Genomic DNA, 19,062 nt, shown 5'->3' with positions numbered 1-19,062 from the left:
CCTCCGGGGGCCGCGGCGTTTCCGGGCACACGAAAGAAGTCCGGCGGCCGTGTCGATCTCGCGGCCCTCCGTTCGACGCGTGGATGAGACGCGACGAGGGAGGCACGCGATGCGATGGAGGATCCTGTCATCGGCGCTGGCGCTGATGATGGTCATGACCGGGCTGAGCGCGGTGACGGCGGAGGCCGCCGCGCCGTCCTGCCGGGAACTGGTGCGGGAGTACGGCGACGCCCGGGTCACCGAGGCCGCCGAGGTGGCGGCGACCGGGGGCCAGCCCGCCTACTGCGAGGTGCGCGGGACGGCCGGGTCGAAGATCGGGTTCCGGCTGCGGCTTCCGCTCGGTACCTACGCGGGCCGCTACGTCCAGTTCGGCTGCCACGGCCTGTGCGGGGTGCAGCTCCCGCCGGACCGGTTCCCGCGCTGCGGGCCCGGCGGGCTGGACGGGGACGCCGCCGTCGCCGTCACCGACGACGGGCACACCGGCGCCGGGCCGTTCCCGGTGAACATCATGGACGGCACCTGGGCCGCACACGACCAGCAGGCCCGCGACGACTACTTCTACCGGGCCCCGCACGCGGTGTCGGTCGCGTCCAAGCGCGTCATCGCCGAGTTCTACGGCGCGCCGCCGAAGCGCTCCTACTTCGACGGCTGCTCGACCGGCGGCCGCGAGGCGCTGCTGCTCGCACAGCGCTACCCCGACGACTTCGACGGCATCGTCGCCGGGGCGCCCGCGCAGGACATGAGCGCGCTGTTCGGCGTGTACTTCACCTGGCTCGCCAGGGTCAACGACGGGCCGGACGGCAGGCCCGTGCTCACCCCGGCCAAGCTGCCCGCGCTGCACGCGGCCGTCCTGAAGTCCTGCGACCGCCTCGACGGGCTCACCGACGGGCAGATCGACGACCCGCGCACGTGCACCTACGACCCGGTGCGGCTGCAGTGCCCCCCGGACACCGACCGGCCCGACTGCCTCACCCCCGCGCAGGTCGCCGTCGCCCGCAGGCTGTACGACGGGCCGCGCGACCCGCACGGCCGCCGGCTCTACCCGGGCTGGGCCTCGCGCGGCTCCGAGCTCGGCTGGGAGGGCTCGTCGGTCGCCGGGCCGTACGGCACGATCGCGCCGCTGGCCGACAACTACCTCAAGTACGCCGGCTACCCGATCGGCACGCCGCACTCGTCGGTCGCGCAATTCCGGTTCACCGCCGCCGAACTGCGGCGGCTCACCGCCGAGGGCGCCAAGGGCAACGCGATGAGCCTGGACCTGGACCGGTTCCGGCGGCGCGGCGGCAAGCTGGTGCTCTGGCACGGCTGGGCCGACCAGTCGATCCCGGCGGTCGGCACGCTCGACTACTACGCGCGGCTCGCCCGCCGCAACGGCGGTCTCGCCGCGACCCGCACGTGGGCGCGCGCGTTCCTCGCGCCGACGATGTACCACTGCGGGCTCGGCGGCTACCGGCTCCAGACGTTCGACCCGCTGCCCGGCCTGATGGACTGGGTCGAGCGCGGCACCGCCCCGGACAAGGTCGTCGCGTCGGGCACCGACGAGCACGGCGCGGCCCGCACCCGCCCGGTGTTCGCCTACCCGCTGCGGGCCCGCTACGACGGGACGGGCAGTGTGAACGACGCGGCGAACTTCGTCCCGGCGGCGGGGCGGCCGACCCGCGACATCATCCGGTGGGCGGGCGAGTACCTCTACACGCGCTGACCGCCACGGGCTCGTCCGGGAACGCCGGACGGGCCCGTGACCGGGTCCCGCGCCGCTTCCGGGCATGATCGTTTATGCTCTGGGCAGCGTCGCGTGCCGGTGGCGGACCGCGTCAGGCATGGAGGCGCCGGACCGGAAGGCCGGTCATATGACCCTTTCCCCGTCTGAGAAAGCGGGCGACGAGAACAGGATCGTCGCCTGGAACCGAGAACTCGCGGCCGTGCACCAGCGGCTGCGCCGGGCGCTGCGGCTCGCGCGAGAGGCGATCGACGCCGGGGACGCCGCGTCGGCGGGCAACGATCTCCTGCTGTACTGCCATGGATTCTGCGCCGCGCTCAGCGGCCACCATGTCAGCGAGGACGACGCGCTGTTCCCCGAGCTGGCCGAGCGCCATCCCGAGCTGCGCCCCACGATCGCCAAGCTCCAGCAGGACCACGAGCTGATCGCGTCGCTGCTGCGGCAATTCGAGCAGGCGCTCAACTCGGGTGCTCCGCCGGAGCGGCTGTCGTCCCACCTGGACGGCCTCTCCGCGATCATGGAGTCGCACTTCCAGTACGAGGAGCGGCAGCTGCTCGGCCCGCTGGCGGCACTGGACCTCGACCTGGCGCCCGGCACCGCCCTCGGGCCGCTGTGACCGGGTAGCGTAGAGATCATGTCGAGCCCCGAAGCGGACAAGGAGGGGGCTTTCGGTCACGCGCCGTCAGCCCCCTGAACCAGTACCCGGGTGCTGGCCGCGGTGACGAGACGCCTTCCCGCCTCTCCTCGCCCCGGAGCATCTCGATGCCTCTTCCGCTGTACCTGCTCGCCCTGGCGGTCTTCGCCATGGGCACCTCGGAGTTCATGCTCGCCGGCCTCGTGCCCGACATCGCCGCCGATCTGCGCGTGTCGGCCGGGTCGGCGGGCCTGCTCACCTCGGCCTTCGCGATCGGCATGGTCGTCGGCGCGCCGCTCATGGCCGGGCTCGCCCGCAACCGGCCGGGACGGGCGAGCCTGCTCGGGTTCGTCCTCGTGTTCGCGGCGGCGCACGTCGTCGGCGCCGTCACCGCGAGCTTCCCGGTGCTGCTCGCCACCCGGGCCGTCGCCGCGCTCGCGAACGCGGGCTTCCTCGCCGTGGCGCTGACGACCGCCGCCGCGCTCGTCTCCCCCGACCGCAAGGGGCGCGCGCTCGCCGTGCTGCTGTCGGGCACGACGATCGCCACGGTCGCCGGCGTCCCGGGCGGAGCGGTGCTCGGCGCGCTGCTCGGCTGGCGGGCCGTGTTCTGGGCCGTCGCCCTCCTCTGCCTGCCCGCGGCCCTCGGCGTCCTCAAGGGGCTCCCGGCGCGGCCCGCCCAGGCGGACACGACCGGCGGACCGGCCCTGCGGGCGGAGCTCGCGCAGCTCAGGAGCCCGCGGCTGCTGCTGGTCATGCTGCTCGGCGCGCTGGTGAACGCGGCGACCTTCGCGAGCTTCACCTTCCTCGCCCTGGTCGTGACCGGCGCCGCCGGGCTGGGCGAGCGGTGGATCCCGGTCGTCCTGGTGCTCTTCGGCGCCGGGTCCTTCGCGGGCGTCACCCTCGCCGGGCGCCTGTCCGACCGGCGGCCCGGCCTGGTCGTCGCGGCCGGCGGGCCGCTGCTGCTCGCCGGCTGGCCCGCCCTGGCCCTCCTCGCCGGCGAGCCGCCCGCCCTGCTCGCCCTGGTGTTCGCGCAGGGCGCGCTGTCGTTCGCGCTCGGCGGCACGCTGATCACGCGCGTCCTCTACGAGGCGGCGGGCGCCCCCACCATGGCGGGCTCGTACGCGACCGCGGCCCTCAACGCCGGCGCCGCCGCCGGGCCGCCCATCGCCGCGGCCGCCCTCGGCACGGCGACCGGGCCGCTCTGGGTGAGCGGCCTCCTCGTCCTGGCCGCGCTGCTGGTCGCGCTCCCCTTCCGCGGCGTGCTCGCGCGTCAGGGGGTGGCGAGCAGCATGGGCGAATAGACCACTGAGCTCCCCGTCACCCAGATCCGCCCGCCCGGCGCGACGGACAGGTCGATCGCCCACGTGGCGGTCGGGGTGGTGAACTTCTGCCAGGCGCCGCCCACGAGACGGATCGGCGGTTTGGTGGCGGACCGGTACAGGTCGCTGGCGATCACGACCGGGTTGCCGTCCTTGTCCAGCCGCACCTTCTCGCCGTAACCGTTCTTGTACGGGCCGTCGGGACCCTCGGGGGCCTTGGTCCACGCCGTGCCGTCCCACTTGAACAGGTCGAAGGGGGTGAGCGCCCAGACCACGCCGCCCGCGGCAGGCGCGACGCTGACGACGCAGTCGGCGACGGGGAGCGCGGGCATCGCCGTCCAGGCGGAGCCGTTCCAGCGGAGGACCGCCGACTCGTTGCGACCGGTGCCGGGGTTGAAACGGCAGCCGCCGGTCCACGCGGCGGTGGCACTGAGCGCCTGGAGGTCGGGCAGCCCGTTCGTCAACTGGCCGGCCAGGGCGTCGGCCTGCCAGGAGGTGCCGACGCGCCGATACAGCTTGGGCCCGATCCCATCGTCGCCCACCTTTTCGGAGACCTGGATCCACACGCCGGCCGGGCCCATCCACAGGCGCGTGTCGGAGGCCCAGCCGTCGGCGACCCCCTCCGGCGGGGCGACGGGCTGGAAGGCCGTCCCGTCGAACCGCGCCAAATACAGTCGCTCCCCCGAGGTGCTCTTGACACCCTGGACGCCTTGCACCCAGACCTCGCCGTTATACGCGACGACCTGCGAGATGCGGCCGTTGCCGGTCCAGCCGTTGAGCGGGTACTCCTTCCACTGCGACCCGACGCGGCGGCGCACCACCGGGTTGCCCCCGTTGCCCCCGTTGGCACCGACGTTGCCCTGGACCCCGGCGACCCACGCCTCGGTGTCGGAGACGGCGGCGACGCTGTACACCCCCGCGCTGGGCCAGAGGAACGGCAGCGGGACGTCATTCAGCGTGGCGGGGGTGGGTTCGGCGTGTGCGGCGGACACAGGGGCCAGGGCGACGAACGCGACGGCGGTGGCGGCCAGCCGAGCAGAAAACGATCTCATGTCCGACATCATCCGAACCGAGCCATAAAGACGCCAGTGTTCACTGGCTAAATACTCGGGAGGGCATGTCCGGTAGTGGACAGGGGACCATGACCCCTCCATCACCGCACGCGCCGTCTCCCCTGGTAGCGGGCCTTGCGCCGGGCGGCGGCGAGCAGGGCAGCGGCTCCGGCCGACAGGGCGATGCAGCACGCGACCATCCCCCACACGACGAACACCTCGCCGACGCTCACAGCGCCACGCCCGGCTTGCCGTTGAGGAGTTCCTTCAGCGTGAGCACCGCGTCGGTGATGCGGTCCGCCTCGGCGAAGGGATGACCCCACGAGGTGTAGAACCACAGCCGGCCGCCGTCGTCCTCGCGGGGCCGGACGCTGACCACGTCGGACGGGTGCGGCCCGCAGCATCCGTCGACGTGCGGATTGAGGACGTGCAGCCCGTCCGGGTTCATCCGCGCCTGCAGCTTGTGCGCGCGCAGAACCATGCCCAGCGCTTCCAGCGGGGCCTTACGCTCGGGGGTCATGGGGTTCCGCCTTTCTTGGGGGCGTGACTCCTCAGGCCCCGGACCAGCGCTGCTATCGCTCGTCCGGGGCCGCCTTCATTCCCCACCGTACGACAAGTGTCTTGCTGTGTCTTGTGAAGTCGTTTTCAGTGCTGGTGAGTCTTGGGGTGTCTTGGCATATCCCCAGGTGGCATAGCGTGTCCTGTTATGGGAGAGATCGACCTGGACGGGCCGGAGCCGCTGTTCGAGCAGGTGGCCGCCGCCATCACCCGGCGCATCGCGGCGGGGACGTATCAGGTGGGCCGCCGCATTCCCGCCGTGCGGGCCATCGCGGACGAGTTCGGCGTCTCCCAGAGCACGGCGGAGGCGGCCGTGCGCCTGCTCCGCGAGCGCGGCCTGACGCGCGCCACCCACGGACGCGGCACGTTCGTGATCGCCAAGCCGGAAGAACCTGCCGCCGACGCCTGAGCAGCGCGCCGGCCCGCCTCCGCCCGGCCGGCCATGATCGCGCGGAGGCGCCGGGCGGGCATCAGGCGTTCGGGGAGACGGTGCCGTAGGCGAGGTCGCCGGTCCGCCGGTAGACGCTGTACACCACACCGGCGGGCGTGCTGGAGACGGCGGTCAGCCTCAGGTTCGCCGGGGCCGCGCCGGCGGCGAACAGGCGCTTGCCCTCGCCCAGGACCACGGGGAAGGTCAGCAGCCGGTACTCGTCGATCAGGTCGGCGCGCTGGAGGGTGGCGATGAGGTCACTGCTGCCCTGGACCAGCAGTTCGCCGTCGGTGCACTTCTTCAGGTCGGCGACGGTCTGGGCGGCATCGCCCACCAGGACCTCGGTGTTGTTCCACGCGGGGGTCAGCGGCGAGCGGGTGGCGACGTACTTGGCCATGCCGTTGATCAGCGCGCCGCCCTCCTCGTCGGGCACGTTCGGCCAGTGCGCGGACAGGATGTCGTAGGAGCGGCGGCCCAGCAGCATCCCGGTCGCGGCGGTGAGCTGGTCGGCCATGATCTGCCCGAACTCCTCGTCCACGTGCGGGACGAGCCAGCCGCCGTGGCGGAAGCCGTTGGAATCGTCTTCGCCGGGGCCGCCGGGGCCCTGCATGACGCCGTCGAGGGTCAGGAACGTCGAGACGACAAGCTTGCTCATGAGTGTTTCTCCTTCTCAAGCCTTATGTGGATGGCGTCCACTTTGTGGTGCGGCTCGATCATGGCACACCATTGTGGATGCTGTCCACATAAGGGGGAAGCCCGGCGCGTAGGGCGAGTCCTGCGCCGGGCTCCTTCTGCCCTGCGAGGCCGGTTCAGAGCTTGCTGAGCGCCGCCTTGATGAGGTCCGCCGTGCGGCGCGGCTGGGCGATGAAGGCCGCATGGGAACCGTCGACCTCCTCGGTGCTCGCGCCCATCCGCTCGGCCATGAAGCGCTGTGCCTGAGGGGAGAGGGCGTTGTCGTGCCGGGCGATCTGGTACCAGGACGGGATGGACTTCCACCCGGCCCCCGTGGCCTGCTCGGCGAATGCCGCTGCCGCGATCGGCCGTTGGGCGAGGCTCATGGCCAGGGCCATCTCGGCGGGAAGGTCGGCACAGAACGACTCGTGGAAGCCGTCCGGGTCGATGTACATGTCCGGGCCGCCTGCGGCACCGTGCGCCTCGTAGGAGGTCAGCCGTATGGTTTCGGCCAGCATCGAGGGCGGGAAGGGGGCGATGAGGTCGGCGCAGCTTTCGCCCTCGTCGAGGCCGAACGCGGCGATGTAGACCAGACCCGCCACGTTGTCGAGGCCGGCGGAGGCCTGCGTGATCACGGCACCGCCGTAAGAGTGCCCCACCAGCAGGACGGGGCCGTGGATCCCACCGGCGACAGCGCGGACCACGGCCGCATCACCGGCCAGGCCCCGCAAGGGGTTCGGTGCCGCGACGACGCGGTGCCCGGCGGCCGTCAGTTCACGGATCACCCCCGTGAACCCGGAGGCGTCGGCATAGGCTCCGTGCACCAGGACGACCACGGGCGCGCCCGGCTCGGTCAGCTGGACGGTTTCGGACATGATTGGGCTCCTTTGGCTGTTATTTCGCCACTGGTGTGAACGGGATGGTCGAGGAGACGCCGCAGCCGTCGGGTCTTCCGCTCGCGCCGGGCGTGCTCCCCCAGGTCGTGCGGTTCGCGCGGGTGTGGTCGCTACCGGGACACTGGTCCGGCGTTGTCGGAGAATCCGCCGGTCGGTCCGTCGCAGGGCAGGGGCGCGAGGCGAATCGCGATCGCGGCGCTGTTGGTCCCGCGCCCGCCGCGATCTCCTATCCGACCCCTTTGTTCGCACCGGTCACCGGTGCGATCTTCTGTTCGCTCACGTCATCGATCCTGGTGCGGACTCGGGTGGGGCGTCCAAGTCCGACTGGGTGGGCGGCGATACCGCACGGGTATCGGTCGTGGTCAGCGCTGGATACGATGACGCGGTGGAGACGCGGGAGCTGCGCTATTTCGTCGCCGTCGCGGAGGAGTTGCACTTCGGGCGGGCGGCGCAGCGGCTCGCCATGGCGCAGCCACCGCTGTCGCGGGCGATCCAGCAGCTCGAACGGCGGCTCGGAGTGGTTCTGCTGCACCGCACCGCTCGCCAAGTCGCCTTGACCGACGCCGGGTCGGTGCTTCTGCGGGAGGCCCGGGCCGCACTCGACGCGGTCGAAGCCGCCGAGCGCCGCACCCGCCGCGCGGCTGCCGAGCGGCCCGGTGTGGTGCTGGCCACGAAAGCCGGAGCGGCCGGCGAACTGGTGTCGAAGCTGCTGGCCGCCTACGCCGCCGAACCGGGCGCTGTCGCGGTCGAGGTGATGCTGTGCGGGCCCGGCGAGCAGGAAAGGCTGCTACGCGACGGGCGCGCCGACGTCGCTCTGCTCCAGCGGCCCTTCGACACGACGGCCGGACTGGACACCGAGGACCTGCACACCGAACCGCAGGTCGTGGTCCTGCCCGCGGGGCACCCCATGACCGACCGGCCCCATATGTCGATGGCCGAGGTCAGCGCCCTGACGGATCTGCCCCTGCCGCGCTGGCCCCGCCAGGACGGTGGCTATCCGGACGGGCCTGGCCCGCAGGTGCGCGACCACACCCAGCTGTTCCAGCTGATCGCGCTCGGACGGGCCTGCGCGGTCGTGCCCGAGTCCCTCCGAGCCCACCTGCGCGAGGGTCACGCGACGGTGCCGGTGCCGGACGCACCGGCTGTCACGACCGTCATCGCCTGGCCGCCGCACAGCAGATCCCAAGCCGTCGCCGACCTCGTCCGCACCGCGACACGCCTCTAGTGTCTGCGCATTGAGTTCGCCGGTTGTTTGGCGGGCGGTGCTCGTTCGAGGTGGCGGGCGAGTGAGGTGAGGACGTCCTCGGCGCACGCCGGCACGATCCCGGCGCGCAACGCCGGCACCTGCCACACCCGGCGCGGGGTATCGGGCCAGAACCCGGCAACTGTGACATGTCCGCCACGGCCAGCCGCCGCCGGCGTCAGGATTCGGGGCGGAGGTCTTGGAGGATGGCCTGGGCCGCCGTGCGGTGTTCGGCCGCTTCGGCGGGGTCCGTCTCCTCCAGGACCGCCGCGATGCCCTCGTGGGCCAGGGCCTCGGCGTGGCGGTAGCCCAGTTTCGGGGCCAGCTCCAAGGCCTGGCGGTGCAGGTGGAGGGCCTCTTCGGGCAGGCCCGCCAGGCGGCAGGTCTCGGCGTAGCCGTCGAGGAAGTGGATCTTCCAGTGCTCCTCGAACAGCTCGTCCAGCAGGGCGAACGCCTGGCGGTGGCTGGCCAGGGCCTCCTCGTGGCGGCCCGCCTGGCGCAGGGCGACGCCCAGGCAGTTGAGGCACCACGCCTCGTTGTGCTTGTGGCCGTCCTCGCGGGCGAGGGTGAGCGCCTGGCCCAGGTGGTCCATCGCCTCGTCCGGGGACTCGGGGGCGATGGCCACGCCGAGGGTGATGCGGGCCGTCAGGGTGGGCGGCCACGCGGGGTCGGTGTGGGGGGCGGCCAGGGCCGCGCGGGCCAGGCGCGCCGCCTCCTCGCGGCGGCCCAGCTGCAGCAGCGCCCAGGCCTCGTACGCGGTCGCGTGGGCCGTGCCCGTCGGGCAGCCGGCGTCGGTGTACAGCCGGCCCGCCAGCCGGAACAGGTCGAGCGGCTCCTCGACGTGGCCCTCGTCCCAGCGCAGGTAGCCGCGGCGCATGGTCAGCTCGGCCTCCGACCTGGTGTTACCCGCCTGCGAGACCAGGGGCGCCGCCGCCTCGTAGGCGGCGTCCGCCTCGGCCATCCGGCCCGCGTTGTAGCGGGCGAAGCCGAGGTCGCTGTGCGCCTCGGCGAGCTGCAGCGGGTCGCCGAGGCGCTGCGCGGCGTCCAGCGAGCGCTCGAAGAGGACGTTCAGGTGCGTCGTCCCGCAGCGGCGCGCGAAGAAGGCCCGCATGAAGCGCGGCAGTTCGCACACGTGCGCGTCGGCGCCGGCGGCGACCGCGGTCTCGAAGACGGTCATCAGGTTGGTGTACTCGGTGACGAACCAGTAGAGCGCCGCGTGCTTGCCGGGGAACGACGGCAGCTCGGCCGGGCGGCGGCCCGCGCCGGGCCGGCAGGCGGCCGGCAGGTACGACACCGCGGCGTCGGCGGCGGCCGCCGCGTGCACGTAGTAGTCGAGCACCCGGCGCAGCGCCTGCTCCCGCTCGGCCGGCGGGTCCTGCTCCTCGGCGGCCCGGCGGGCGTGCTGGCGCACCAGGTCGTGCAGCCGGTACCGGCCCGCCGCCGCCTCCTGGACCAGGTGCGCGTCGAGCAGGTCCTCCAGCGCGGCGCGGGCGGTGCGCAGCGGGACGTCGGCCAGCGCCGCCGCCACGTACTCGTCGAAGGACGAGCCGGGCACCAGGCCGAGCAGCCGGAAGAAGCGGCGCTGCGCCCGGTCCAGCTGCCGCACCGACATGGCGACCGCCGTGTCGAACTCGGTGGCGCCCTCGGCCAGCCGCTCGACCAGGATGCCGACGGTCCAGCCCGGCCGGTGCCGCAGCCGCGCCGCGGCCAGCCGCAGCGCCAGCGGCAGGTGGCCGCAGAGCCGCAGCACCTCGGCGGAGGACTCGGGGTCGCGGGCCAGCCGGTTGTCGGCGCCGCTGGCGCGGGCCAGCAGCTCGGCGCTCTCGGCCGGCGACAGCACGTCCAGCGACACCGGCGGCACCTCGTCCAGGCCGAGCAGCCGGTTGCGGCTGGTGATCAGCGCGACGGACGGCCCGGCGCCGGGCAGCAGCGGGCGAACCTGCTCGGCGTCGGCGGCGTTGTCCAGGACCACCACGGCCCGCCGGTGCGCCAGCTCGGACCGCCAGCAGGCGGCCAGCGGCTCGATGCCGCCCTCCTGCGGGATCTTCTCCGACGGCACGTCGAGCGCGGCGAGCAGGGCCCGCAGGGCGGGGTCGGGGCCGAGCGGCTCCCGCCCGGCGGTGAACCCGTGCAGGTCCACATAAAGCTGGGCGTCGGGGTAGCCGGCGGCGAGCCGGTGCGCGGCGTGCACCGCCAGGCAGGACTTGCCGACGCCCGCCATGCCGTCGACGGCGACGACCCGGCTCTCCTCCACCGCGGCGAGGACGGCGGCGAGCTCGGCCTCGCGCCCGGTGAAGTCGGGGACGTCGCGCGGCAGGTCGTTGCGGGGCGGGCGCGGCGCCCCGGCGGGCGGCGCGGGCGGCTGGACCTGGCGGCTGGTCTTCGGCGGCGCCGGCAGCGGGTTGGACGCCCGCTCCCACAGGGGGCGCAGCGGGCGGGGGTCGCGCTTGACCAGGCGGCAGAGCGCGAGCACCGCCGACCAGGGCGGCACCGTCTGGCCGCCGAGGTAGCGCGACAGCGACGACGAGCTGAGGCCGGTGTCGCGGGCGAGGGCCCGGACGCCGAGCCCGGACAGCTCCTGGAGCAGGCGCAGCCGGGCGGCCAGCTCCTGCTGTGGGTCGGTCCTGTGCTGCACGTCCCCGCCTCCCTGTCCCGCGCCGGCGGAGGTCTCCCGGGCCGCGCCGCCGCAGGTCAGGGCCGTTTCGGGTGTCCCAGGGTGTCCCACCGTCGTGGTCATCGTAGGCCCATCCGGCTGGAATTGGGTCATGCCCCCGGGGAACGGGGGAACCGCCCAGAACAAGGAGAAACCCATGCAGTCCCGGATGCAGAACCCCGCCGTCGTCCTGTCCGGCGCGATGCAGCCCATCCAGGAGATCTTCAAGGCGGTGCACAGCGGCGGCGTCGCCGGGGAGACCCTGGAGCTGGTGCACCTGCGGGTCAGCCAGATCAACGGCTGCAGCGCCTGCGTGGACGGCGGCGTCAAGACGGCGCGCAAGGCCGGCGTGAGCGAGGAGCGGCTGGCCCTGGTCGCCGCCTGGCGCGAGGCGCCCTACTTCTCCGAGGAGGAGCGGGCGGCGCTGGCGCTGGCCGAGGCCGCGACGCGGCTGGCCGACCGCCCCGACGCGGTGGGCGACGAGGTGTGGGACACCGCCGCGACCTACTTCGACGAGAAGCAGCTGGCCGCGATCGTGCTGATGATCGGCGTCACCAACATGTTCAACCGGCTGAACGCCACCACCCGGCAGATCGCCGGCGCCTGGGGATAGCCGCCCCGCCCTACCATCCAAGTTCATTACCTGCGAAAAGGAGAGTCCCGCCATGACCGCAACGCAGAAGTTCGACGGCTTCACCGAGGACGAGCGCGCCGCGATGAAGGAGCACGCCGCGGAGCTGAAGAAGGCCGCGCGCCGCGGCAAGGCCAAGGCCGACGGCGAGGCCGACGTCCGCGCCAAGATCGCCGAGATGGAGGAGGCGGACCGCGTCCTCGCCGAGCGGGTGCACGAGATCGTCAAGGCCGCCGCGCCGCACCTCACGCCGAAGCTCTGGTACGGGATGCCCGCCTACGCCAAGGACGGCAAGGTGCTCTGTTTCTTCCAGAGCGCGCAGAAGTTCAAGGCGCGCTACGCCACCCTCGGCTTCAACGACGTGGCGGCCCTCGACGACGGCGCCATGTGGCCGACCGCCTTCGCGCTGACGAAGCTGACCTCCGACACCGAGGCGCGGATCGGCGAGCTCGTGAAGCAGGCGGCCGGCTGAGGACCCGCCGGCGGGGGTAGGGCCTGCCCTACCCCCGGATTGGTGGCAGGGCCATTCCGGCGGGCGGGCGTGTCCGGTGGGATCAGGGACATGCAGAACGAGCCCGTGTCGGAGTTCCAGGCGGTGACCAAGGAGTACGGGCGCGGCGCCGCGCGCGTCCGGGTGCTGGACGAGGTGAGCCTGGCGTTCCCGTCCGGGTCGTGGACGGCGGTGATGGGCCCCTCGGGGTCGGGCAAGTCGACGTTGCTGCACTGCGCCGCCGGGCTGGAGCAGCCCGACTCGGGCCGGGTGCGGCTCGCGGGACGCGACGTCACCGGGGTCCCCGAAGGGGTGCTGACCGCGATGCGCCGCCGCACCGTCGGGTTCGTGTTCCAGAACTTCAACCTGATCGGGTCGCTGACGGCCGAGCAGAACGTGGCGCTGGCCGCCCGGCTGGCCGGGGCGGGCGTCTCCCGCGCGCGGGTCCGCGCGGCGCTCGCCGACGTCGGGCTCGCGGACCGGCTGCGGCACCGGCCGAAGGAGCTGTCGGGCGGGCAGCGGCAGCGGGTCGCGCTGGCCCGCGCGATGGTCGTCCGCCCGGCGGTGCTGTTCGCCGACGAGCCGACCGGCGCCCTGGACTCGGCGTCGGCGCGCACCGTCCTGGACCTGATGCGCGCCATGGTGGACGGCGGGCAGAGCGTCGTGATGGTCACCCACGACCCGGGCGCGGCGGCCCGCGCGGACGCCGTGGTGTTCCTGCGCGACGGGCGGATCGTGGACCGGCTGGTCCGGCCGACCGCGCACCAGGTCGCGGACCGGCTCGTCCGGCTGGAAGGCTGAGCGGTGCTGACGCTGTCGCTGGCCACGGTCCGGGACCGCTGGCAGCTGTTCATCGGCGCGATCCTGACGGTGACGTTCGGGGTGGCGCTCGTCCAGTCGGCGCTGCAGACACTGATGGCGACGGGCGAGCCGCGGGTGCCGCCGGGCGTGTCGGGGCTGCGCGCCGAGCAGATCCGCGAAGGCTACGCCGGCGCGGCGACGCTGCTCGGGATGACGGTGCTGCTCGCCTGCTTCCTCGCGGTGTTCATCGTCGCGTCCACGTTCGCGTTCACTGTCGCGCAGCGCCGCGCGGACCTGGCGCTGTTGCGCACCCTCGGCGCGGGACGCGGACATCTGCTTCTGCTGCTGCTGTGCGAAGGGGTGCTGCTGGGGCTGCTCGGGTCCGCCGCCGGAGTCGTCGTCGGACTGCCCGCCACGTGGGTGCAGTCCGAGCTGCTCATCGGTTTGGGGATGCTGCCGGAGTCGTTCAGCCCGGCGTGGTCGTTCAGCCTGCTCCCGATCTCGCTCTGTGTGGGCGTCGGAATCGCGGTGTTCGGCGTGCTCGGCGCGTCGGTGCGGGCGATGCGGGTGCGGCCGCTGGAGGCGCTGCGCGACGTCGGGGAGGCCGCGCGGGTGATGACGGCCGGCCGCTGGATCACCGGCGGGACCCTGCTGGCCGGCGCGGTCGCGCTGGTGGCGGCGGGCCGCGGCGCCGACCTGCTCGGCGCGGTCATGATCGGGATGGCGGTCTCGCTGCTCGGCGCGGTCGCGCTCAGCCGGCTCAGCCCGCTGCTGGTGCCGCTCGCGGGCCGGCTGCTCGGCGCGCTGCTGCGCGCGAGCACCCTCGGCGACCTCGCGCAGGCCAACCTGCGCGACGGCGTCCGCCGCAGCGCCGCCACCGCCGCGCCGCTGATCGTCCTGGTCGCGCTCACCGTCGGGCTGACCGGGACGCTGGACTCGGTCGCCAAGGCCACCGGGCTGGACCTGCGGCGGATCACCCGGGGCGACCTGGTGGTGTCGTCCACCGGCGCGCAGGCCGACCGGATCGCGGGCGTGCCGGGCGTCGCGGCCGCCTCGCCGCAGCTGCAGGTGGAGATGTCGGTGCGGGTCGCGCAGCGCGAGTCGCGCGACGACCCGGTCCGGCACGCCGTCTACCACGCCGGGATCGTCGCGGTCGACGCCGCCGCGTACCGGCGCACGCACGCCCTCCCCGAGCGGTCGGGCTCGCTGGACCGGCTGCGCGGCGCGACGATCGCGCTCGCGCCGGGGATGGCGAACGAGGGCGTCCGCACCCGCGCGCCGGTCACCGCGCGGATCGGCGACCGGCGGCTGAGGCTGCGGGTCGTGGCGTCCCTGCCGGAGACGCTGGAGAACGGCGCGGACCGGTTCCTGGTGCCGCGCGACCTGATCCCCGCCGACGTCGCGGCCCGCGCCCCCGCCGAGACCGTGGTCCAGGTCGCGCCGGGCGTGCCCGCCGCCGAGGTCGCGGGCCGCATCCGCGCCGCGGGCCTCGGCGAGGTGCGCACGGTCGCGGCCTGGGCGGACGGCCGCGTCGCGGCGCAGCAGCGCGGCAACGACGGGATCATGACCGTGCTGATGGGGCTGTCGGGGCTGTACGCGGCGCTCGCCGTCGTCAACGCGATGCTCATCGCGGGCGCCGAGCGCAAGGGCGAGTTCGCCGTGGCCCGGCTGACCGGGCTCGGCCGGGGCCAGGTCGTCGCCGCGGCGCTGATCGAGGCGGGCGCGGTCACCGCGATCGGGCTGCTGCTCGGCGGCGCGGTCGCGGCGGGCGCGCTCGCCCCGTTCCTGGCCACGCCGGGCGTCCTCGCCCTCCCGTGGGGGCTGGCCGCGGCGCTGGCCGGCGGGGCGTTCGCGGTGACGGCGGCGACGAGCGCCGCCGGGACACTGGCGGCGACCCGCGAGCCACCGGTCCGGTACGCCGGTAGCGTGCCCGCATGACCGAACCCGCCTATGTGCAGACGACCCGGGCGTCCTACGACGCCATCGCCGCCGACTACGCCGAGGTGTACCGCACCGTCCTGGAGGACCGGCCGCTCGACCGGGCGATCCTCGCGGCGTTCGCCGAGCTGGTCCGGGACGCCGGCCCGGTCGCCGACGTCGGCTGCGGGCCGGGGCGCGTGACCGCGTACCTGCACTCGCTCGGCGTCCAGGTCTTCGGCGTCGACCTGTCGGCGGGGATGCTCGAGATCGCGCGGGCGGAGCACCCGCACGTCGCCTACCGGCAGGGGTCGATGGCGGCCCTGGACGAGCCGGACGGCTCCCTGGCCGGCATCAGCGCCTGGTACTCGATCATCCACACGCCGCCCGAGCGCGTCCCCGCGATCTTCGCCGAGTTCCACCGGCTCCTCGCCCCCGGCGGCCACCTGCTGGTGGCGTTCCAGGTGGGCGAGGAGCCGAAGCGCTACAGCGAGGCGTTCGGCCACGAGGTGTCGCTGGAGTTCCACCGCTGGACGCCCGACGCCGCCGCCCACCTGCTGACCGAGGCCGGCTTCACCGAGGTCGCCCGGATGCTGCGCGAGCCGGAGGAGCAGGAGCCGACCTCGCAGGCGGCCCTGCTCCTCCGCAAGCCGTCCTGACCCGTCCTTAGGGTCAGCAGTTGCTCGTGGCCGGCTTGTCCTGGAAGCGGTCGTTGAGGAAGTTGGTGGCGTCGGGCCAGGCGCGCAGGAAGCCGAGCAGGTGCTCGGCGGCGCCGTAGGTCTTCCAGGTCAGGTTGGTGCCGAGCTTGCACCAGTCGTTGTGCAGGGCGTTGCCCTGGTCGTAGCCGACGAGCTCGTCGGCGAAGGCGTGGCTCTGGAAGACCGGCACGCCGGGGCGCACCGAGCCCAGCTTGTTGGCGGCGAACCGGGCCAGCCAGGCGGGGTCGTCCAGGGGGCTGCGGGTGGTGAAGTCGCTGATGCGCCGGAACGCGGTGTCGGCGAGCACGGGGCCGAGGTCGAAGCTGGCGATGCAGACGTTCTGGTACTTGGCCTTCAGCTTCTTGCCGGTGTCGTTGAGGTAGGAGTCCAGCTTCAGCTCGGGGTAGGCGCTGTCGAAGCCGAGCGCGGCCATGAACATCAGGCCGGTGAAGGGGCCGCCCTCCAGGAACTTGCGCATCGCCAGCGGGTCGGCGGGGACGCCACCGGCCGACACGCCCTTGAGGGCGAGGTCGGGCGCGTAGGAGGCGGCCAGCTCGGCGGCCCAGGCGGCGGAGCTGCCGCCCTGGGAGTAGCCGAGGACGCCGACGGGGGTGGCGGCGTCCAGGCCGGAGCCGGGCAGCCGCTGGGCGGCGCGGGCCATGTCCAGGACGGCGCGGCCCGAGGACTGGCCGACGATGTAGGTGTGGCCGCCGGGGGTGCCGAGGCCCTCCATGTCGGTGACGGCGACCGCCCAGCCCTTGTTGAGCAGGTCGTTGATGGGGATCTGCTCGTAGTCCAGGCCCTTGCTGAGGGAGTAGGACGGCGCGCAGGAGTCGCCGAGGCCGCGGGTGCCGACGGCGTAGGAGACCAGCGGGCGGGGGCCCTTGCCGGTCCACGCCTTGGTCGGCACCAGCACGGTGCCCGAGACCGCGATGTCGTTCCCGGTGGCGTTCTGCGACCGGTACAGCACCTGGGTGGAGGTGACCGCCGAGGACATCGGGTACTTGGCGGGGCGGGAGCGGATGATGTCGCCGGCCTTGCCGCCGGGCAGCGGCGCGGGGGGCTGGTAGAAGGGGTCGTCGGCGGGGGCGGGGGGCGTGTCGGCACTCGCCGGGACCGCGGGTGCGGCGCCCAGGGAGAGCAGGGCGCCGGCTCCGATGGCCAGAGCCGCGCGGCGGAAGGTTCCGTGTCTCAAGGGGGGTCCTCTTCGGGGGGCGGGACGGGGCCTCCAGCGTGAAGCAGGTCACATCGCCCCGTCTTGTTAGACGCGGAAGCTAATAGACATGGCGAATACTCACCGCGGCACTGATCCGGCGCCCCCCACGAGCCCTGCTCAGCCGAACTCACAAGCGCGCGCGGGAACGCTGTCGAAATCACCCATGGCGGATTCCGGCGGCGCCCGCTCAGAATGGCGCATCCATGAGGCGAGCCACCGCATGAGGGCTTGCCGCACCCGAGGAGGTCGGATGCGTCTCATCCTCGGCGGACGGCTGCTGCCCCTGGCGGCGGCCGTCCTCGCCGCGCTCGCGCTCCTGGTGGCTCCCGCGCACGCCGCCGCCCCGTCGTTCGACGGCCCCGGCCCTTACAAGGTCTCGTTCCAGGTGCAGGGCGACACGACGCTGTACTACCCGAGCGACATCGCCAAGAGCCCGCGCCGGCACCCCGTCATCGTGTGGGGCAACGGGACGTTCGCGATCCCCGTCATCTACGACGGGCTGCTGCGGCACTGGGCCAGCCACGGCTTCATCGTCGCGGCGGCCAACACCGCCTTCTCCGGCAGCGGCCAGGAGATGCGCGCCGGGATCGACCTGCTGGCCAAGGCCGACAAGCAGAGCGGCAGTCCCTTCCACGGCAAGGTCGACCTGAAGCGCATCGGGGCGTCGGGGCACTCGCAGGGCGGCGCCGGGACGGTCAACGCCGCGCAGGACCCGCGGATCATCACCTCGGTCCCGATCCAGCCGGGCGGCCGGGCCGACCCGTCCCGCCTGCACGGCCCCACCCTCTACCTGGCCGGGCAGTACGACGTCATCGTCTCCCCCGCCTCGGTCCGGAGCCTCTACGAGAGCTCCGGCCAGGTTCCGGCCATCTACGCCGAACGCGCCGGGGCCACGCACTTCACGCCGCTCGGCGACGGCGGCGACTACCGGGGCATCACCACGGCGTGGTTCCGGCTCCAGCTGATGGGCGACGAGCGGGCCCGGGGCCTGTTCTTCGGCGACCACTGCGGCATCTGCTCCAGCCCGGCGTGGCCGGTCGTCACGCGCAACGCCAAGGCCGAGCAGGTCCCGGGGCCGTCCTCCGCGCTCAGCGCCGGTCGCTGACGCTCAGCACGATCTTGCCTTCGGCCCGGCCGGACGCGCTCAGCTCGTGGGCCTCGGCCGCCCGCGCGAGGGGGAGCACCTCCCCCACCGCGACCCGCAGGCGGCCGTCGCCCGCGAGGGCGGCGAGTTCGGCCAGGTCGGCCCCCGAGGGGGTGAAGCCGAACTCGGCGAACCGCAGGCCGCGCGCCTCGGCCTCGCGCCGGACAGCGGTCCGGTCCGGCCCGCTGCCGCGGACGTCGATGAGGACGCCGCCCGGCGCGAGGGTCCGCAGCGAGCGCGGCCCGTAGTCGCCGGCGATCGGGTCCAGCACGACGTCGACGTCCTTGACGGCCTCGGCAAAATCGGTGTCGGTGTAGTCGACGGCCTCGTCCGCGCCGAGGTCGCGCAGGAGGCCGTGCCCGGCCGCGCGGGCGGTGCCGATCACGTACGCGCCGCGCGCCTTGGCGATCTGCACGGCCAGGTGGCCGACCGCGCCGGCCGCCGCGTGCACCAGCACCCGCTGCCCCGCCGCGACGGGCGCGACGCGGGTGAGCGGCTGCCAGGCGGTGAGCCCCGCCGTCGGCAGCGCGGCGGCGTGCACGTGGTCCAGGTGCGGCGGCAGGGCGGCGAGCCGGTCCTCGGCGGTCACCGCGTACTCGGCGTAGGCGCCGCGGGGCGGGAAGGCGTTGCCGAAGACCGCGTCGCCCGGCCGGAACCGCCGCACCCCCGCGCCGACCCGCTCGACCACGCCGGACAGGTCGAGGCCGAGCGTGAACGGCGGCTCCCCGAACCGGCGTATCTCCCCCGAGCGGATGCGCCGGTCGGCCGGGTTGACGCCCGCCGCGCGGACCCGCACCAGCACTTCGCCCGGCCCCGGCTCCGGGCGCCCGGTCTCCACGACCTCCAGCACCTCCGGTCCGCCGTAGGAGCGCTGGCTCACGGCGAGCATGCGAGGGTTCATCCGCCCGGTCCCTTCGTTCTCGATCACTGGTACCGGTACACATGCTGGTGGAGACCGGTATCCGTTGTGAAGAAGGCACCTGTTTGA

The 19,062-nt window shown here is 73.9% G+C and carries 19 protein-coding genes; 11 read left to right on the top strand and 8 right to left on the bottom strand.

Annotated features, from left to right (window positions below):
• Nucleotides 1–109 precede the first annotated feature (109 nt).
• The 3 genes from ACRB68_RS19500 (at nt 110) to ACRB68_RS19490 (ending at nt 3,655) form a co-directional block, all read left to right on the top strand.
• Entirely contained in the window at nt 110–1,702 is a 1,593-nt protein-coding gene (locus tag ACRB68_RS19500; RefSeq protein WP_153534122.1) for a tannase/feruloyl esterase family alpha/beta hydrolase, read from the top strand.
• Nucleotides 1,703–1,850: 148 nt separating this feature from the next.
• Nucleotides 1,851–2,336, top strand: a complete 486-nt coding sequence (locus ACRB68_RS19495; protein WP_153534121.1) for a hemerythrin domain-containing protein — start codon at nt 1,851–1,853, stop codon at nt 2,334–2,336.
• A 146-nt stretch (nt 2,337–2,482) separates the two neighbouring features.
• The gene (locus ACRB68_RS19490; protein ID WP_153534119.1) at nt 2,483–3,655 is read left to right on the top strand and encodes a Cmx/CmrA family chloramphenicol efflux MFS transporter; all 1,173 of its coding nucleotides are present in this window, start codon (nt 2,483–2,485) and stop codon (nt 3,653–3,655) included.
• On the opposite strand, the gene ACRB68_RS19485 is transcribed toward ACRB68_RS19490, so the two are convergent.
• The 3 genes from ACRB68_RS19485 to ACRB68_RS19480 all read right to left on the bottom strand — a co-directional run bounded on the left by ACRB68_RS19485 (nt 3,625) and on the right by ACRB68_RS19480 (nt 5,245).
• A complete protein-coding gene (locus ACRB68_RS19485; RefSeq protein ID WP_153534117.1) occupies nt 3,625–4,725 on the bottom strand; it encodes a hypothetical protein in 1,101 nt (366 codons plus the stop codon). The two genes, ACRB68_RS19490 and ACRB68_RS19485, sit on opposite strands and share 31 nt — an antisense overlap.
• Before the next feature lie 101 nt (nt 4,726–4,826).
• Nucleotides 4,827–4,958: a hypothetical protein gene (locus tag ACRB68_RS42085; protein ID WP_268890384.1), complete on the bottom strand. Its 132-nt coding sequence runs from the start codon at nt 4,956–4,958 to the stop codon at nt 4,827–4,829.
• On the bottom strand, nt 4,955–5,245 hold the full coding sequence (locus tag ACRB68_RS19480; RefSeq protein ID WP_153534115.1) for a hypothetical protein: 291 nt from the start codon (nt 5,243–5,245) through the stop codon (nt 4,955–4,957). Before ACRB68_RS19480 ends, ACRB68_RS42085 begins: the two co-directional genes overlap by 4 nt.
• A gap of 186 nt (nt 5,246–5,431) precedes the next feature.
• On the opposite strand from ACRB68_RS19480, the gene ACRB68_RS19475 reads away from it, so the two are divergent.
• The gene (locus tag ACRB68_RS19475) at nt 5,432–5,692 is read left to right on the top strand and encodes a GntR family transcriptional regulator (protein ID WP_153534114.1); all 261 of its coding nucleotides are present in this window, start codon (nt 5,432–5,434) and stop codon (nt 5,690–5,692) included.
• 61 nt (nt 5,693–5,753) lie between these two features.
• On the opposite strand, the gene ACRB68_RS19470 is transcribed toward ACRB68_RS19475, so the two are convergent.
• Nucleotides 5,754–6,368 (bottom strand): dihydrofolate reductase family protein, encoded by a 615-nt coding sequence (locus ACRB68_RS19470; RefSeq protein ID WP_153534112.1) that lies wholly within the window; start codon nt 6,366–6,368, stop codon nt 5,754–5,756.
• Nucleotides 6,369–6,522: 154 nt separating this feature from the next.
• Nucleotides 6,523–7,260: an alpha/beta fold hydrolase gene (locus ACRB68_RS19465; protein ID WP_207709739.1), complete on the bottom strand. Its 738-nt coding sequence runs from the start codon at nt 7,258–7,260 to the stop codon at nt 6,523–6,525.
• A gap of 406 nt (nt 7,261–7,666) precedes the next feature.
• Here ACRB68_RS19465 and ACRB68_RS41380 point away from each other — a divergent pair, with 406 nt between their 5' ends.
• The gene (locus ACRB68_RS41380) at nt 7,667–8,506 is read left to right on the top strand and encodes a LysR family transcriptional regulator (protein ID WP_328594425.1); all 840 of its coding nucleotides are present in this window, start codon (nt 7,667–7,669) and stop codon (nt 8,504–8,506) included.
• 196 nt (nt 8,507–8,702) lie between these two features.
• On the opposite strand, the gene ACRB68_RS19455 is transcribed toward ACRB68_RS41380, so the two are convergent.
• The gene (locus tag ACRB68_RS19455) at nt 8,703–11,159 is read right to left on the bottom strand and encodes a tetratricopeptide repeat protein (protein WP_328594424.1); all 2,457 of its coding nucleotides are present in this window, start codon (nt 11,157–11,159) and stop codon (nt 8,703–8,705) included.
• 175 nt (nt 11,160–11,334) lie between these two features.
• Between ACRB68_RS19455 and ACRB68_RS19450 the strand changes: the two genes are divergently transcribed.
• The 5 genes from ACRB68_RS19450 (at nt 11,335) to ACRB68_RS19430 (ending at nt 15,675) form a co-directional block, all read left to right on the top strand.
• Nucleotides 11,335–11,790, top strand: coding sequence for a carboxymuconolactone decarboxylase family protein (locus ACRB68_RS19450; RefSeq protein ID WP_153534108.1), 456 nt, complete (start codon nt 11,335–11,337; stop codon nt 11,788–11,790).
• A gap of 52 nt (nt 11,791–11,842) precedes the next feature.
• A complete protein-coding gene (locus tag ACRB68_RS19445; protein ID WP_153534106.1) occupies nt 11,843–12,280 on the top strand; it encodes an iron chaperone in 438 nt (145 codons plus the stop codon).
• Nucleotides 12,281–12,370: 90 nt separating this feature from the next.
• Nucleotides 12,371–13,099, top strand: a complete 729-nt coding sequence (locus tag ACRB68_RS19440) for an ABC transporter ATP-binding protein (RefSeq protein WP_153534104.1) — start codon at nt 12,371–12,373, stop codon at nt 13,097–13,099.
• Nucleotides 13,100–13,102: 3 nt separating this feature from the next.
• A complete protein-coding gene (locus ACRB68_RS19435) occupies nt 13,103–15,037 on the top strand; it encodes an FtsX-like permease family protein (protein ID WP_207709737.1) in 1,935 nt (644 codons plus the stop codon).
• Entirely contained in the window at nt 15,034–15,675 is a 642-nt protein-coding gene (locus ACRB68_RS19430) for a class I SAM-dependent DNA methyltransferase (protein WP_153534102.1), read from the top strand. The genes ACRB68_RS19435 and ACRB68_RS19430 overlap by 4 nt, the downstream gene beginning before the upstream one ends.
• A gap of 13 nt (nt 15,676–15,688) precedes the next feature.
• On the opposite strand, the gene ACRB68_RS19425 is transcribed toward ACRB68_RS19430, so the two are convergent.
• Complete coding sequence (locus tag ACRB68_RS19425) at nt 15,689–16,909, bottom strand: lipase family protein (protein ID WP_153534100.1); 1,221 nt, start codon at nt 16,907–16,909, stop codon at nt 15,689–15,691.
• 271 nt (nt 16,910–17,180) lie between these two features.
• On the opposite strand from ACRB68_RS19425, the gene ACRB68_RS19420 reads away from it, so the two are divergent.
• Nucleotides 17,181–18,035 (top strand): poly(ethylene terephthalate) hydrolase family protein, encoded by an 855-nt coding sequence (locus ACRB68_RS19420; RefSeq protein WP_153534099.1) that lies wholly within the window; start codon nt 17,181–17,183, stop codon nt 18,033–18,035.
• On the opposite strand, the gene ACRB68_RS19415 is transcribed toward ACRB68_RS19420, so the two are convergent.
• On the bottom strand, nt 18,019–18,963 hold the full coding sequence (locus ACRB68_RS19415) for an NADP-dependent oxidoreductase (protein WP_153535152.1): 945 nt from the start codon (nt 18,961–18,963) through the stop codon (nt 18,019–18,021). The genes ACRB68_RS19420 and ACRB68_RS19415 overlap by 17 nt on opposite strands.
• Between the last annotated feature and the right edge of the window lie 99 nt (nt 18,964–19,062).

This window comes from Actinomadura macrotermitis, from assembly GCF_009604375.1.
In the GTDB taxonomy this organism is placed as follows: Bacteria; Actinomycetota; Actinomycetes; order Streptosporangiales; family Streptosporangiaceae; genus Spirillospora; species Spirillospora macrotermitis.
Note: the sequence above shows the minus strand (reverse complement) of the source record. Positions and strands in the feature narration are given on the sequence as shown.

Excerpts from the sequence above, each read along its gene's own strand:
- ACRB68_RS19500 (WP_153534122.1), top strand. The coding sequence starts at position 110 with ATGCGATGGAGGATCCTGTCATCGGCGCTGGCGCTGATGATGGTCATG.
- ACRB68_RS19495 (WP_153534121.1), top strand. The coding sequence starts at position 1,851 with ATGACCCTTTCCCCGTCTGAGAAAGCGGGCGACGAGAACAGGATCGTC.
- ACRB68_RS19490 (WP_153534119.1), top strand. The coding sequence starts at position 2,483 with ATGCCTCTTCCGCTGTACCTGCTCGCCCTGGCGGTCTTCGCCATGGGC.
- ACRB68_RS19485 (WP_153534117.1), bottom strand. The coding sequence starts at position 4,725 with ATGAGATCGTTTTCTGCTCGGCTGGCCGCCACCGCCGTCGCGTTCGTC.
- ACRB68_RS19480 (WP_153534115.1), bottom strand. The coding sequence starts at position 5,245 with ATGACCCCCGAGCGTAAGGCCCCGCTGGAAGCGCTGGGCATGGTTCTG.
- ACRB68_RS19475 (WP_153534114.1), top strand. The coding sequence starts at position 5,432 with ATGGGAGAGATCGACCTGGACGGGCCGGAGCCGCTGTTCGAGCAGGTG.
- ACRB68_RS19470 (WP_153534112.1), bottom strand. The coding sequence starts at position 6,368 with ATGAGCAAGCTTGTCGTCTCGACGTTCCTGACCCTCGACGGCGTCATG.
- ACRB68_RS19465 (WP_207709739.1), bottom strand. The coding sequence starts at position 7,260 with ATGTCCGAAACCGTCCAGCTGACCGAGCCGGGCGCGCCCGTGGTCGTC.
- ACRB68_RS19450 (WP_153534108.1), top strand. The coding sequence starts at position 11,335 with ATGCAGTCCCGGATGCAGAACCCCGCCGTCGTCCTGTCCGGCGCGATG.
- ACRB68_RS19445 (WP_153534106.1), top strand. The coding sequence starts at position 11,843 with ATGACCGCAACGCAGAAGTTCGACGGCTTCACCGAGGACGAGCGCGCC.
- ACRB68_RS19440 (WP_153534104.1), top strand. The coding sequence starts at position 12,371 with ATGCAGAACGAGCCCGTGTCGGAGTTCCAGGCGGTGACCAAGGAGTAC.
- ACRB68_RS19430 (WP_153534102.1), top strand. The coding sequence starts at position 15,034 with ATGACCGAACCCGCCTATGTGCAGACGACCCGGGCGTCCTACGACGCC.
- ACRB68_RS19420 (WP_153534099.1), top strand. The coding sequence starts at position 17,181 with ATGCGTCTCATCCTCGGCGGACGGCTGCTGCCCCTGGCGGCGGCCGTC.
- ACRB68_RS19415 (WP_153535152.1), bottom strand. The coding sequence starts at position 18,963 with ATGCTCGCCGTGAGCCAGCGCTCCTACGGCGGACCGGAGGTGCTGGAG.